This window comes from Rhodococcus sp. ZPP, from assembly GCF_017656075.1.
Classification (GTDB): Bacteria; Actinomycetota; Actinomycetes; order Mycobacteriales; family Mycobacteriaceae; genus Rhodococcus_F; species Rhodococcus_F oxybenzonivorans.
This window is the reverse complement of sequence record NZ_CP058638.1, coordinates 1,108,865-1,122,270: the sequence shown is the minus strand read 5'-3', so window position 1 is coordinate 1,122,270 and position 13,406 is coordinate 1,108,865. Positions and strand designations below refer to the sequence as shown.

The following is a 13,406-nucleotide window of genomic DNA, read 5'->3' as shown; positions in this document are numbered from 1 at the left end:
TGGTGCGCGCCCGCAGGCGTCAATCTTGGGGATGAGGGGTGGCGACATGATCCAATCCGATACCTGGCACGATCCCGATCTGAACATGATTCGCGACGTCGTCGCGCATACGTCGGACGGGTGCGAGGGCTGTCTCGCACTCGGTACCCGGTGGGCACACCTGATGCTGTGCCTTACGTGTGGGTACGTCGGCTGTAGTGACTCGTCACCAATGCGTCATGCCAGACACCACGCACAGACCAGCGGGCATCCGATCGCACAGTCTCTGCATCCCGGGGACAACTGGCGCTGGTGCTTCGTGCATGACGTCAAGATCTGTACGCCATACCCGGCGACCGGGGCGAGGGTCGTCGGCCCGAGCGTCGTGCCGGGACTGACGAACGGCGTCAGACAGGATCTCCGTATCGCGAAATCGCAGTGAGAATCGCCGACCAGATGGCGTCTGCGGGAACTTCGGGCGGCGCATCGTCCAGCCAGCCGGGGCGCAGTGGGGCGGCCCCCTCGGTAGTGGGCATCGTCGGCAAGTGGCCGGGGACGTCGGCGTAGGCGTCGGCGGCCGGCATAGGCCTCGACGTGGAGGCGAACGATGACTCCGAGAGGTCCTCGTGGTGAGAATCGTGCCGTAATTCGAGCAGTTGCCGGCCCTCGCGACCGCGGAGCAGAAACACCAGCAGCGGGTCGTCGTCGAGTATCCACGCGGCCTGGTACAGGACCGCCGCGGCATGTCGGCAAGGCGCGTCCCACTCCTCACACGTGCATGTCGCGTCCGCATCGAACATCGAAGGCAGGAGCGAGATGCCGATTGCCGCGAGATCTTCGTGCAGTTCGCGCGGAAGCGTTCCGCTGGACAACTGGGCGACGTGGCCACTCCTCGATCCGAGCGCGGCAGATACCCGCTCCCACTCTGCATCGTCAAGCACATCGACACGAATGCGCACGTGTAGGAGCTCGTCGCTGGAATGCACGTCGGCGGAAAGAAGTCCGGCCGCGAAGGTCAGCGGGCCGACCATTCCGCCGCGGGCATGGGCGCGTCCCTGCTTCAGCGTGTGAGAGTCGAGTGCACACTGCTCGAGATCGTCCACCCACTGCTGGGCCCACCAGGTCCTACCGCAAGTACGTTTGCCCTTCTGGACCCCGAAGGGGGGAAGTGTCAAAGCGGTCGTCGTCACAGAATGCATCCGAGTTGATAGTCGGGGCTCAACGCCACGAGTTCGGTAAGTTCTCCGTCTGTCAGTTCGGTGAAGGCGTCGGCACCACGAAGTAGGACCGAGTCCGCGAGCGCTCGTTTGCTGTCGAGCATGCCGGCAATGCGTTCCTCGATGGTGCCCGCGGTGACGAAGCGATGGACTACCACCGGCCGGTGCTGGCCGATCCGGTAGGCACGATCGGTTGCTTGGTCTTCGACGGCCGGATTCCACCAGCGATCGAAGTGGACGACGTGATCCGCTCGCGTCAGATTGAGTCCGGTCCCCGCGGCTTTGAGGGACAGAATCAAGACCGGAACGTCGCCACTCTGAAACCGTTCCACCAGTTCCTCCCTCGCAGCGACCGAGGTGCCGCCATGGAGGAATTCGCACTCGATACCGCGGGAGCTCAGGTGCTGCCGCAAAAGTCGCCCCATCGCGGTGAAATGGGTGAAGACCAGCGATCGGCCGTCCTCCGACAGAGTGGTGTCGACCAGGTCGTCGAGGAGGTCGATCTTCTGGGAGCGGCCCCCCAGGGACGTGGGCTGTTGCCCGAGGTACTGCGCTGGGTGGTTGCAGATCTGTTTGAGGCCGGTCAGCAGGGACACGATACCGCCGCGACGCTGCATGCCGTCGCTGTTGCGAATCTGTTCGAGAGCCTCCCGGACGAGCGCTTCGTACAGCGCAGCCTGCTCTGGAGTGAGCCCGACATCCACGTCGATTTCGGTTTTCGGTGGAAGCTCCGGGGCTATCCCGGGATCCGACTTCTTTCGGCGTAGGACGAACGGTGCGATGAGGCCGGCCAACTCGTTGGCACGATCCACGCCGTCGCCGCCGCTCGGGTTGTCGTAGCGCCGCCGAAATTGTGCGTACGTGCCGAGGAGACCGGGTGTGACACCGTCGAGTATCGACCACAGATCGCTGAGTCTGTTCTCCACCGGCGTTCCGGTGAGGGCGACGCGAGCCTGTCCCGGGACAGTGCGCAGAGCTCTCGTGACCGAGGCATTGCGATTCTTCAGGTGCTGGGCCTCGTCCGCGACGACGAGTCCCCACCCGGTCGCGGCGAGGGCGCCGGCGTCGAGCCGCATCGTCGCATACGTGGTCAGCACGATCGCGTCGGCGCTGTCCGTGAGGTACTCACTCGGCGCTGATCGTCTCGGGCCGTGATGGACGAAAACTCTCGTATCTGGGGCGAAGCGTTCGATCTCGCGGCGCCAGTTCCCCAACAAGGATGCGGGGCAGACGACGAGGGAGGGTCCCGAGGTCTCGAATTCCTGCTGACGGTGGACGTGAAGTGCTATGAGGGTCAACGTCTTACCGAGTCCCATGTCGTCGGCCAGGCAAGCCCCCAGCCCGCGGGAGGTGAGCGCGGCAAGCCATCGGAAGCCGGCAAGTTGGTAGTCCCGCAGTTGTGCGCGCAGCGCGGCCGGCACGGGCACGTCGAGGGTGATCTTGTCGGTGATTTCTCGGGCCGTGCGGGCGAGTGCTCCGTAGGTATCGACACGACACTCTCCCTCGCCGCGGCCGGTTCGGCCTGTCAACGAGGCGCGTAGTGCCTCGACCATCGGCATCGTGCCGGTTCGCCGCTGCAGGGTCTTCCGCACGAGCGCCGAGTCGGCGACGACGTAGCGATTACGCAGTCGCACCACGGCGCGTTCGGAAGCCACCAGCTTCTCCATGTCCTCCTTGGTGAGCACCTCGTCGCCGATCGCCACCCGCCAGTCGAACCGGAAGGCGTGGTCACCACCGAACGCGGTGGGCCCCTCACTCGCCGCAGAATCGCCCAGAACCATGCGGGTCGATGTCTGCGTCATCAGCTCCCGCGGCCAGTGGATCTCGATGCCGTCATCGCGCAGACGAGCGCCGGCGTCACCGGCAAGTGCTGCTACGTCGTCGTCGTCGAGCCTGATTCGATCCGGTGCCTCGGAGCGCAGGAGATCCTCGAGCGGTGCCCACCGAAGCACGGCACGACGGAGAGCTTCGAGCACAGCAATCCGCGGGTCGACCATGAATGCGGACTCCGCCATGCTCGGATGGCGCCAGAGATCCACGGCGTCGCAGACGATCCCGGGCCTGTCCACCCCGTGCACCTGGAGGGTGGCGTCGAAATCGCTGTCCACCAGATCGACGGTTCCCATGGTCGGAACCGGATCGATGCGCAGGGACAGAGCCACGGTCGTGGGCGCGTGGGAGGCGGTCCAGGCCCCGAGTCCGGGAACACCGACGGTGTCCCATCCCAGATACGGTAAGGCGTCGGACTCTGCGGGGGCGCACAACCTCGGAAGCGCATCGAGGACGGACGTCACAAAGCCGCGCACGACCTCCGACGCAGCCGGAAGCAGGACCGCCCTTGCGTCCTCCGACAGTTCACCCGAGGGGATCGCGCGGGCCTCGGGTGGAAGGGCAGCGGCAAGGCTGCTGAGGTGGCGTTGCTCGTCCGTGTCGAGGACGCCGAGTCGCCACACGTCCTGTCCGCTCGCGGTCACAGACGGAAGAATCGAACCCTTCGCGAGATACCCGACGGCGGTCCGACCGCAGGCGGCAAAGAAGGCGACCGAGCGGTGGACCTCGGCCTCGGCCGGCAGGGCCAAGAGTATGGGGAGCGCGTCGCGCAGGGATACTCGCCGCGTCGGAAGGCTGGCTACCGCATGCTCGCCGACGGCGAGGCGCGTGTACGAGTCCGAGTTCGGGGGTGGGGCACCCTGTGGTTCGTCGTTCCAGAAGACAAGGTGTGCGTTCCGCGGAACTTCGGCGGGTACGAACGTGGCCGCGAAGCTCGTGAGAGCCGGCTCTACTGTCACAACTTCACCCTTCCCAGGGGCGTGCAGGCGACATCGCCCCACATGCCAGCGCCTCATACGGTACGTCGTACGTCAACGACGCGGTGATCCCTCGAGTTCCCGAGACGTCATGGGAAGATTCCGGCATGGCTGGAATCGCGACACCACAGGGCGGCGACCCGGCTCGGACCATGGAGTTGCTGTGGGGCGGTGGCAGTGCGCCCGTGTCGCGGCCCCGTCGGGGAAAGGCGGGGCTGAACCTCGACCGCATCGTCGACGTCGCGATCGGCCTCGCCGACGCGGAGGGACTCGATGCTGTCTCGATGCGCCGCGTCGCAGCTGAGCTCGGAGCCGGGGCGATGTCGCTGTACACGCACGTTCCCGGCAAGGTGGAACTTGTCGATGTGATGACCGACCGGGTGCTGTCCACTCTCCACGCCGCCCCCGACGACCCGGTCGCAGGGTGGCGGGATCGGCTCGCCGCGGCAGCACGCGGCTATTTCGAGCTTCTCCGCGCCCATCCGTGGATGCTGAACGTCGTCACACTCAGCCGGCCGGTGCTGGGACCCGGGGCTATGGCGAAGTACGAGCGCGAGCTGGCTGCGGTCGAAGGGCTCGGACTGTCAGACCTCGAGATGGACTCCGTGGTGACCCTGCTCGACAGTTTCGCGGTAGGCGCCGCGCGGGCCGCCGCCGAAGCGGCAGCACTGGCTGCGCGGGGAGACGCCGACAGCGAATGGTGGCGCAGCATTGCGCCGCATTTCGAGAAGGTGTTCGACCCCGACCGCTTTCCGCTTGCCGCCCGAGTCGGCGCCTCGGCCGGCGAACACCACAACGCCGCCTTCGCCCCCGACCATGCCTTCGAATTCGGTCTCGCCCGCCTACTCGACGGAATCGGCGCCCTGATCCGAAACGGTGGACGCTCCCTCGAATAGCGCCGTGGGAACAGCCAGCCGGGTGGGTTCCACGCGACCACGGAGAGTCACGCTGTCGGTGAGGGTCCACTGCCGCCGTTCGTCCTCGCCCGCTGCGTCGGTGGCACGCTGGGACGCCACAAGCCGTCCGGGGACGTTCTTGGCCAACTCGGACAGACGTGCTGCTTCGTTGACGGGATCGCCGATCACCGTGTACTCGAATCGTTCGTGTGCTCCGATGTTGCCCGCGACCGCGCGCCCGGTCGCAACTCCGATACCCGCCTCGCATTCGCGGACCTCGGCTGCGAGCCGTTCGCGCAGAGCCCGAGCGGCGGACAGTGCTGCACCCGCATGATCGTCGAGCGCGACCGGTGCACCGAAGATGGCCAGCGCGGCATCACCTTCGAATTTGTTGACGAACCCGCATCGGCGATCCACCTCGTCGACCACGACATTGAAGAATCGGTTGAGTAAGTCGACAACCTCCGCGGGGGAGCGGGTGGCGGTCAAGGTGGTCGATCCGATGATGTCGACGAAGAGCACGGATACATCCCGCTCTTCACCGCCCAGCTCCGGCCGGTGGCGAAGCGCATTGCTCGCAACCTCCTGCCCGACGTGTCGCCCGAAGAGATCGCGGATCTTCTCGCGCTCGCGCAGGCCCTCGGCCATGCGGTTGAAGCCGGTCTGCAGCTCGCCCAGTTCGGTGCCGTCGTACACGATCACCTCGGCGTCCAGCTTCCCGTCGGCGACCTCGGCCATCCCCAACTGCACCGAACGGATCGGAGCCTCGGTTGCCCGCACACTGATCACGACGAGCAGCAGTCCGAAACAGAGGATTACACCACCGAGCGCCAGAATCGACACCGCAAGGCTGGTGGGACTGGCGTAGCGAATGAAACTGAACACAGCGATGAGCATCAGTCCGAGCAGTGGCACCCCGGTTCCGAGGACCCAGGCGAGCACGGTTCGACCGGTGATACCCAGGGTCCGGCGGGTCCGCGGTTCCCCTGAACTCAGCGCCCGGGCCGCGACGGGGCGCAGGGCGAATTCGGTGAGTAGATAGCAGAACGCGCAGATGGTTATTCCGGCAAAGGCAACAGTGAATGCCACTTTGGGAATTGTTTGCGGGTCGATGATGCCGTACAGCGCGGTGAAGAACACCCATCCCAGACCCCACAGGGCCGCCTGGACTCGCGTCAGCCGCCACGGCGCCCGGAACGCAGCTGCACGGTCGCTCTCGGTGGGGTCGCGGTCGACTGTGGACCATCGAAGGTCGGAGACGATCCGCCTAGTGCCCCAGGTCACCCCGATCAACACTGCTGTCAGCACGAATACAGGCACCGCGACGAAATTGGCGAGCATGAATTCACCGGACCACACGCTCGGCCCGGGGACGACCACGCTGATGAGCAGACACGCGATCAGTGCCCCGATGAGGTTGGTGACCACCAACGGAGCGGTGAGCAGTAATTGGACGCGGACGCGGCGGCGGCGCGGGCTTTCATCCGGCGATCCGAGCAACCACGACCCCAGCGGGGCGACAGATCTGCGAGGGCGGCGCATAGTCATTCGAGACTAGTCGGCGCGATCCCTTAGGGTGATCGAGTGCGCCTAGTGATTGCCAGATGCCGAGTCGACTACGTAGGCCGCTTGACGGCACATCTTCCCACTGCGCGTCGTCTGTTGCTGATCAAAGCCGACGGATCGGTGAGCATTCACGCCGACGACCGCGCCTACAAGCCGCTCAACTGGATGAGCCCACCGTGCTGGCTCGTCGAAGGAGCCGCGGACGACGGCGGAGCACTGTGGGTTGTCACCAACAAGGCCGGTGAGGAACTACGCATCACGATCGAGGACATCGAGCACGACTCCAGCCACGAGCTCGGGGTCGATCCCGGACTCGTCAAGGACGGCGTCGAAGCGCACCTGCAGGAATTGCTTGCCGAACACGTCGAGACGCTGGGCACCGGATACACCCTCGTGCGTCGCGAATACATGACGGCCATCGGCCCAGTCGACCTCCTGTGCCGGAACGCCGATGGCGCGTCCGTCGCCGTCGAGATCAAGCGCAGAGGTGACATCGACGGAGTCGAACAATTGACGCGGTACCTCGAACTTCTCAACCGGGACCCCTTGCTCGCGCCCGTAAGCGGAGTCTTCGCCGCCCAACAGATCAAGCCTCAAGCGAAAACTCTTGCCACGGACCGCGGGATCCGATGCTTGGTGCTCGACTACGAAGCGCTCCGGGGCACCGAGAGCACCGAGTTCCGGCTTTTCTGAGGCCTAGGCTGGTTCCGTGCCCCGTCGCAAACCTCAACCCCGGAACACGCGCCGAGGTGCGTCCAATGCGAACCGCGACGAAGCAGGGTTCGGCGATGCACTGACACGCCGGGAATCGGGCCCGAGCGGGTACAGCGACGAGGACTACGTCGTGCGCACCATCCCGGGGTCACGCGCCACCAAGACCTACCGGTGCCCCGGCTGCGATCACGACATCCGGCCGGGGATACCCCATCTCGTGACGTGGCCCGCGGAATACGGCGGGGCCGATGACCGGCGGCACTGGCACACCGGGTGCTGGTCGGGACGCAGCACCCGGGGCCTGACGCGCCGGTGGTCCTAGCTGCCCGTCTTGACCGTCCGCTGATCCGCCGAGTCGGCGTTCGATTCCTCGTCGACCGCCGACAGGACTGCAGTGTCGGCGTCGGCATCCGAGTGATCGTCTGCCTTGTCGTCGGACTCGACCCGAGCTGAGGTGGACTCGTTTCGCGCGGGAGCGTTCTTCTGCGCAGACCGGGAGTCGTTGCTCTCGTTGGAGCGTGCGTTCGACTGCGGGGCGGTCTCGGGGTGGGCGTCCAGTAGTTCGCTCTCCCGGTTGACGGACGCCAGCATGGCCGGAACCGAATCGAGCTGACCGCGAATGCCCAGCAGCTGAGCGAGGATTCGGCCGCGGAGTACGCGAAGCTCCTCGGCAAGTTCCTTGGCGTGGGCGATCTTGCGCTCCGACTGGTCGGTGGCCGCCTGCAGCCTGCGCTCCGCCTCGTGCGTGGCGTCGGCGAGCCGCCGCTGAGCTTCGGCCTTGCTGGTCGCCTCGAGTTCGTTGACCGCGGCAATCGTCTTCTGCCTGCGCTCGGATATGGAGAGATCGAAATCTTCCTGCACCTGCGCCCGGCGCAGCTCGGCCTCGGCCGCGAGGCGGTCACGCTCGGCCTGCGCCGCCTCGACGATGCGCGCCGCCTCGGTGCGGGCTTTGGCCATGGTTTGCGTGTGCTCGGTCTCGAGGGCGCTACGACGGTCCTCGAGTTCGGCGACCAGCGATTCGTACTGGCCACGAAGCTGAGCGGCCTCCTGCTCGGCGATCGAGATCATCTCCGCAGCATCGGCCTCGGCCTTGGCGCGCACCTCCGAGGCTTCGTCGGACGCAAGGCGGAGCATCCGCGAGATGCGGTCGCTCATCCCCTCGGCGGTAGTGGGGGGAACGGACAGGCGATCGACGTCTTTGCGGAGTTCGTCGATCTCGTCCCGCGCATCGTCGAGCTGCTTCGCGAGATCGCGTGCCTGCGCCGCCGCCGCGTCCCGGTCGGCCGCCGTCACGCGCAACTCCGCATCGAAACGCTCGAAGTAGTTGCGCACCTCGTCCCGGTCGAAGCCCTTACGTGCCACGGAGAACGGAAGGGGGATCGAACCGCGGTCCTGCTCGTTTACCATGGCCGCCAATCTACCTGGGCAAAGCCGTGCTTGTCTTTCGGCCTACCTGGTCTTCACCGCTCCCGCGCAGGCCACGGGGCCAACAGCCTCAGTGGCCTGCCGAAGGCTCCACGAGCTCGATGAGGACTCCGCCGGCATCCTTGGGATGGACGAAGTTGATCCGCGAGTCCGCGGTACCGCGGCGGGGAGCGTCGTAGAGGAGGCGTACGCCGCGATCGCGGAGCTGCGCGGAGAGGGCGTCGATGTCGGTGACCCGGTACGCCAGCTGCTGGAGACCGGGACCGCTCCGGTCGATGAACTTGGCGATGGTCGAGCTCTCGTTCAGCGGGGCGAGCAGCTGCAGCGCGGTGCTGCCCTCGGGCGCCCCGACGACGCTGAGCATCGCCTCGCGCACGCCCTGCTCCTCGTTCACTTCCTCATGGGTCGACACCATGCCGAGATGCTCCGCGTACCACGCGATGGCCGAATCGAGGTCGGGAACGGCGATGCCGACGTGGTCGATGGCGGTCACCAGGTCCGAAGACAGCGGCGACGGAGGCTGAGAGGGGGAGGTCTGTGTCATGCCCTCGACGTTAGCGCTACCGTTTCTGTAGTTCTCGTCGGGATGTGACTTCCGTCGTGCTGTGCACGCAGACGTGTTCGCCCGGACGTGATCGGCCGACAGAAATCGAAGGATCCGCGGAGGAAATCGTGACCAGTTCTGTGATTGTTGCCGGGGCCCGTACGCCGATGGGTCGGTTGATGGGTTCGTTGAAGGATCTCTCGGGTTCGGATCTGGGTGGGATCGCGATCAAGGGTGCGCTGGAGAAGGCGGGGGTGGCGCCGGATCAGGTGGAGTACGTGATCATGGGTCAGGTCCTGACGGCGGGGGCGGGGCAGATGCCGGCGCGGCAGGCGGCGGTCGCGGCGGGGATTCCGATGGATGTGCCGGCGTTGACGGTGAACAAGGTGTGTTTGTCGGGGATCGATGCGATTGCGTTGGCGGATCAGTTGATCCGGGCGGGGGAGTTCGAGGTGGTCGTTGCCGGTGGGCAGGAGTCGATGTCGCGGGCGCCGCATCTGCTGGAGAAGTCGCGGGAGGGGTTCAAGTACGGCGATGTGACGATGCGTGATCACATGGCGTTCGACGGGTTGCACGACATTTTCACCGATCAGGCCATGGGAAATCTGACGGAGGCACGGAACAAGTCCGACAGTGTCCCGGTCAGCCGCGAGGATCAGGATGCGTTCGCGGCGGCGTCGCACCAGAACGCGGCCCGGGCGTGGAAGGACGGGTTGTTCGCCGACGAGGTGGTGCCGGTGTCCATTCCTCAGCGTAGGGGTGAACCGATCGTGTTCGGCCAGGACGAGGGTGTGCGTGCCGATACGACGGTGGAGACGCTGGGACGGTTGCGTCCGGCCTTCGCGAAGGACGGGACGGTCACGGCCGGGTCCGCGTCGCAGATTTCCGACGGTGCGGCGGCCGTGGTCGTGATGAGCAAGGCCAAGGCCGAGGAGCTCGGTCTCGAGTGGCTGGCCGAGATCGGGTCACACGGGGTGGTCGCCGGACCCGACTCGACGTTGCAGTCGCAGCCGGCGCGGGCGATCGCGAAGGCGTGTGCGAAGGAGGGCATCGATCCGAAGGATCTCGATCTCGTCGAGATCAACGAGGCCTTCGCGGCTGTCGGGATCGTCTCGACCCGTGAGCTGGGGCTGGATCCGGCGAAGGTCAACGTCAATGGCGGGGCGATCGCGGTGGGGCATCCGCTGGGCATGTCCGGGGCGCGGATCACTTTGCATCTGGCCCTCGAGTTGCAGCGCCGCGGCGGCGGTGTTGGTGTGGCCGCGCTGTGCGGCGGTGGTGGTCAGGGTGACGCCCTGATCGTCCGCGTCCCCAAGAAGTAGATGGGCGACGAGCCGTGGTGGTGTATCTCACACCACTACGGACCGTCGTAGATAGTCGGGCACAATGGTCGCCATGGCGAACGTCTTCGATCTCAGCACCACGGCCAAGCGCTTCCGATTTGTCGCAATTTTGGAAGCAATCACCTGGCTCGGCCTCCTCATCGGTATGGCTTTCAAGTATGTGCCCGCCGACGGCAACGAGATCGGTGTGAAGATCTTCGGCCCCCTCCACGGGGGTGTATTCGTCCTGTACGTCTTGATCGCGCTGTGGACGGCTCGCAAGCTGAGCTGGTCTCTGCTCACCACGTTCTGGGCGCTCGTTGCCAGCATTCCCCCCTTCGGCACGGTCGTGTTCGAGGTCTGGGCCGTCCGCGCCGGTCGCATGGCTGAACTGTCCGACGAGAGCGCAGCGAAGAACACGCCTTCGCTCGTCTGAGGCCGTAGGAGGTCGCGCCTCCCTCGGGGTCGTGTGCCCGCTTTCCGGTACGCCCACGAATCGTGACAAACTGGGTGCGTGACTCGACCAGGTTCTCGTCCTCCCGCGCGTTCCTCTGCAGTGGCCGCCGCCATGACCGGCGCAGTCGATCTGTCAGCACTCAAGGAGCGCGCCACCACCCCGCCCCCTGCACCCTCCGGAAACGGAGCCGCGCCCTCGGCCGCCGGTTCCGGGCTCGCCCCGGTCGTCGAGGTCACCGAGGCCAACTTCGAAGCCGAGGTGCTCGTCCGGTCCCAGCAGGTCCCGGTCGTCGTCGATCTCTGGGCCACCTGGTGTGAGCCGTGCAAGCAACTCTCGCCGCTGCTCGAGAAGTTGGCTCACGAGGCGGGTGGCACCTGGGTGCTTGCCAAGGTCGACGTCGACGCCAACCCGCGCATCGCCCAGGCATTCGGGGTCCAGTCTGTCCCGACGGTCGTTGCCATCGCGGCCGGGCAGCCCCTGGCGGACTTCCAGGGTGTGCAGCCCGAACCACAACTGCGTCAGTGGCTGGCCGCCATCGCGCAGGCTGTCGCCGGAAAGCTCAGCGGCCCTCCGTCGGATGGCGCAGACGCCGACCAGCCGGAACCGGAGGACCCCCGCTTCGTTGCTGCCGAGGCAGCCCTCGACGAAGGCGATCTGGCGGGCGCAGAAGCCGCATTCCAGCGCATCCTCGACGAGGAACCCGCCAACGCCGAAGCGCAGGGTGCGCTTCGGCAGGTTCGTTTCCTCGCCCGCGTGCAATCGGTGGATCCCTCTGCCGTCGCGGCGGCGGATGCGGCGCCCGACGATATCGATGCTCAGCTGCAGGCCGCCGACGTGGAGCTCTACTCGCAGGCCCCGGAGGCGGCTTTCGCCCGGTTGATCGGCGTGATTGCCCGGAGCGCCGGCGACGACAGGACGAGGGTCCGTACCCGCTTGGTCGAGCTGTTCGAGTTGTTCGACCCTGCCGAACCGGTGGTCATGGCGGCACGCAGGAAACTCGCGGCCGCGCTGTACTGACCGGTGCCCGGGGCGGGTCAGCGGTAGCGTCCCTCGCAAGCCTGCTCGCCGCCCAGCACCCCGGTGCGGAAGGCGTCGACCCGGGAGAACCCACTCGGAACGGTCTCGCCGTTGACATCGCTGGCGGCGAGCCCGTCGGTGAGCAGCCCCGACACGGCCTCGTCGAGGTCGCCGGGGGAAAGCCACACACTGCCTTCTTCCAGGGTGGCCGGATTTTCCGGGCTCAGTGCCGTGGTGATGACGCCGGACAAGCAGGCGGCGCGCAGAGCTGTCTGCGGTGAATGAAGGTCGTCTCCGCGATCCTTCTGCAGGGCCAGGGTGTACCGCGACGCCAGCAGAACGTATGCGTTGTAGTCGCCGGTCAGATCGGTCTGGAACAGCTCACGCCGGCCCAGCCGACCCGGTGTGCCACGCTCGGCAAGGGCATCGACACTGACGCCGATGGTGTTGCTCGCCGGACAGAACGACACCGGCTCGGTGACCTCGGCGTCTCTGCAACCGAGGTCCGCGCCGTCGAAGTTCAGCTCCGGGGGATCGCTGAGGTCGAAGATCTGCTGGAACGACGTGAAGAACGCCTCCAGCGACTCCTCGGTGACAGGTAGTTCACCGTCGTCGGATTCATCGGCGAAGAACTGAGGGAGGTCGGCACGGCGGGAATCGATCTCCTTCTCGTCGATGCGCGTACAGGGTGCGGGGCCGTCGGTGAATCCGATCTGCGTGGCGGTGACCCGCTCGAACGCCGAACCGTGAACATTGCCGGGGTCGCTGGGATCGGTATCGCCGATCGCGACCGCCGACGCCAGCACCTTGTTCAACCCGTCGGAGGTGTTCAACGTGAAGTGGGGTGACTTGTCTTCCGCGATGTGCCGCATGAATGCCCCGCCGAAGCAGTCGGCCTGCTGCTCGCGAACGATGCCCCCGCCCACCTCGACCTCGGCGATTCCCGCCTTGGTCTGAACGGCATGTCCGTACTCGTGGGCGAGGACGAAAACCGCGGCCACCACACCGAACTTCTCCACGACCTCGGGTAGGAGGAGCGCGCGGTCCCAGCCGATGGTGTGGTCGGTGCTGCAATACCCGGCATTGAGCAATTCTTCGGTGCTGTCCCCGCAGAACCGCGGACCGTCCGAATCCCGGGGGTCCCACGAAATCAGTTCTTCGACCGGTTCGAAGTCGCGATGGAACAGAGCGGGGAACTGGGTGCGCCAGTAGGATTCGATGTCGCTGACAGCATTGGCGACCATCGTGTCGATCTCGCCGCCGTCGGTACCGGTGACGGGAAGGTCGGCGCCCGGCACCCCCTTCCGGGCCCCACTCGGCCCGGACGTGGCGTCCAGGCCGGCCACCTTGAAGGGATCGTCGTAGATGGAGGCGGCGTCGCCGTCGATCGATCGGGCGCAGCCGCACAGTACGACCAGGGCGAGCACACCCATACCCACGACCCACTGCCGACGTCTGGTCA

13 protein-coding genes are annotated in these 13,406 nt (G+C 66.3%); 7 read left to right on the top strand and 6 right to left on the bottom strand.

Annotated features, from left to right (window positions below; translation table 11 throughout):
* The first annotated feature begins 31 nt into the window (after positions 1-31).
* Positions 32-421: a UBP-type zinc finger domain-containing protein gene (locus HYG77_RS05290; protein WP_317746419.1), complete on the top strand. Its 390-nt coding sequence runs from the start codon at positions 32-34 to the stop codon at positions 419-421.
* On the opposite strand, the gene HYG77_RS05285 is transcribed toward HYG77_RS05290, so the two are convergent.
* Both HYG77_RS05285 and HYG77_RS05280 read right to left on the bottom strand, forming a co-directional pair.
* Entirely contained in the window at positions 387-1,169 is a 783-nt protein-coding gene (locus tag HYG77_RS05285; RefSeq protein ID WP_244373475.1) for an SWIM zinc finger family protein, read from the bottom strand. The two genes, HYG77_RS05290 and HYG77_RS05285, sit on opposite strands and share 35 nt — an antisense overlap.
* Positions 1,166-3,985 (bottom strand): DEAD/DEAH box helicase, encoded by a 2,820-nt coding sequence (locus HYG77_RS05280; protein WP_208962040.1) that lies wholly within the window; start codon positions 3,983-3,985, stop codon positions 1,166-1,168. Before HYG77_RS05280 ends, HYG77_RS05285 begins: the two co-directional genes overlap by 4 nt.
* Before the next feature lie 125 nt (positions 3,986-4,110).
* Between HYG77_RS05280 and HYG77_RS05275 the strand changes: the two genes are divergently transcribed.
* Entirely contained in the window at positions 4,111-4,899 is a 789-nt protein-coding gene (locus HYG77_RS05275) for a TetR/AcrR family transcriptional regulator (RefSeq protein ID WP_208962039.1), read from the top strand.
* Here HYG77_RS05275 and HYG77_RS05270 read toward each other — a convergent pair.
* Positions 4,846-6,441, bottom strand: coding sequence for an adenylate/guanylate cyclase domain-containing protein (locus tag HYG77_RS05270; RefSeq protein WP_208963287.1), 1,596 nt, complete (start codon positions 6,439-6,441; stop codon positions 4,846-4,848). The genes HYG77_RS05275 and HYG77_RS05270 overlap by 54 nt on opposite strands.
* A 42-nt stretch (positions 6,442-6,483) precedes the next feature.
* Here HYG77_RS05270 and nucS point away from each other — a divergent pair, with 42 nt between their 5' ends.
* Both nucS and HYG77_RS05260 read left to right on the top strand, forming a co-directional pair.
* Positions 6,484-7,158: an endonuclease NucS gene (gene nucS / locus HYG77_RS05265; protein ID WP_109328727.1), complete on the top strand. Its 675-nt coding sequence runs from the start codon at positions 6,484-6,486 to the stop codon at positions 7,156-7,158.
* A 16-nt stretch (positions 7,159-7,174) separates the two neighbouring features.
* Entirely contained in the window at positions 7,175-7,501 is a 327-nt protein-coding gene (locus HYG77_RS05260; protein WP_208962038.1) for an ATP/GTP-binding protein, read from the top strand.
* Here HYG77_RS05260 and HYG77_RS05255 read toward each other — a convergent pair.
* Together HYG77_RS05255 and mce are read right to left on the bottom strand one after the other, a co-directional pair.
* Positions 7,498-8,586, bottom strand: coding sequence for a hypothetical protein (locus HYG77_RS05255; protein ID WP_109328731.1), 1,089 nt, complete (start codon positions 8,584-8,586; stop codon positions 7,498-7,500). The genes HYG77_RS05260 and HYG77_RS05255 overlap by 4 nt on opposite strands.
* Before the next feature lie 88 nt (positions 8,587-8,674).
* The gene (mce, locus tag HYG77_RS05250; protein ID WP_159921232.1) at positions 8,675-9,148 is read right to left on the bottom strand and encodes a methylmalonyl-CoA epimerase; all 474 of its coding nucleotides are present in this window, start codon (positions 9,146-9,148) and stop codon (positions 8,675-8,677) included.
* A 128-nt stretch (positions 9,149-9,276) separates the two neighbouring features.
* Here mce and HYG77_RS05245 point away from each other — a divergent pair, with 128 nt between their 5' ends.
* The 3 genes from HYG77_RS05245 (at position 9,277) to HYG77_RS05235 (ending at position 11,944) form a co-directional block, all read left to right on the top strand.
* Complete coding sequence (locus HYG77_RS05245; RefSeq protein WP_208962037.1) at positions 9,277-10,470, top strand: acetyl-CoA C-acetyltransferase; 1,194 nt, start codon at positions 9,277-9,279, stop codon at positions 10,468-10,470.
* Between the two features lie 64 nt (positions 10,471-10,534).
* Positions 10,535-10,906 (top strand): DUF3817 domain-containing protein, encoded by a 372-nt coding sequence (locus HYG77_RS05240; protein ID WP_109328736.1) that lies wholly within the window; start codon positions 10,535-10,537, stop codon positions 10,904-10,906.
* A 132-nt stretch (positions 10,907-11,038) separates the two neighbouring features.
* A complete protein-coding gene (locus HYG77_RS05235; protein ID WP_109334995.1) occupies positions 11,039-11,944 on the top strand; it encodes a tetratricopeptide repeat protein in 906 nt (301 codons plus the stop codon).
* 17 nt (positions 11,945-11,961) lie between these two features.
* Here the strand turns inward: HYG77_RS05235 and HYG77_RS05230 are convergent, their stop codons facing one another.
* The gene (locus tag HYG77_RS05230) at positions 11,962-13,377 is read right to left on the bottom strand and encodes a neutral zinc metallopeptidase (RefSeq protein ID WP_208963286.1); all 1,416 of its coding nucleotides are present in this window, start codon (positions 13,375-13,377) and stop codon (positions 11,962-11,964) included.
* Between the last annotated feature and the right edge of the window lie 29 nt (positions 13,378-13,406).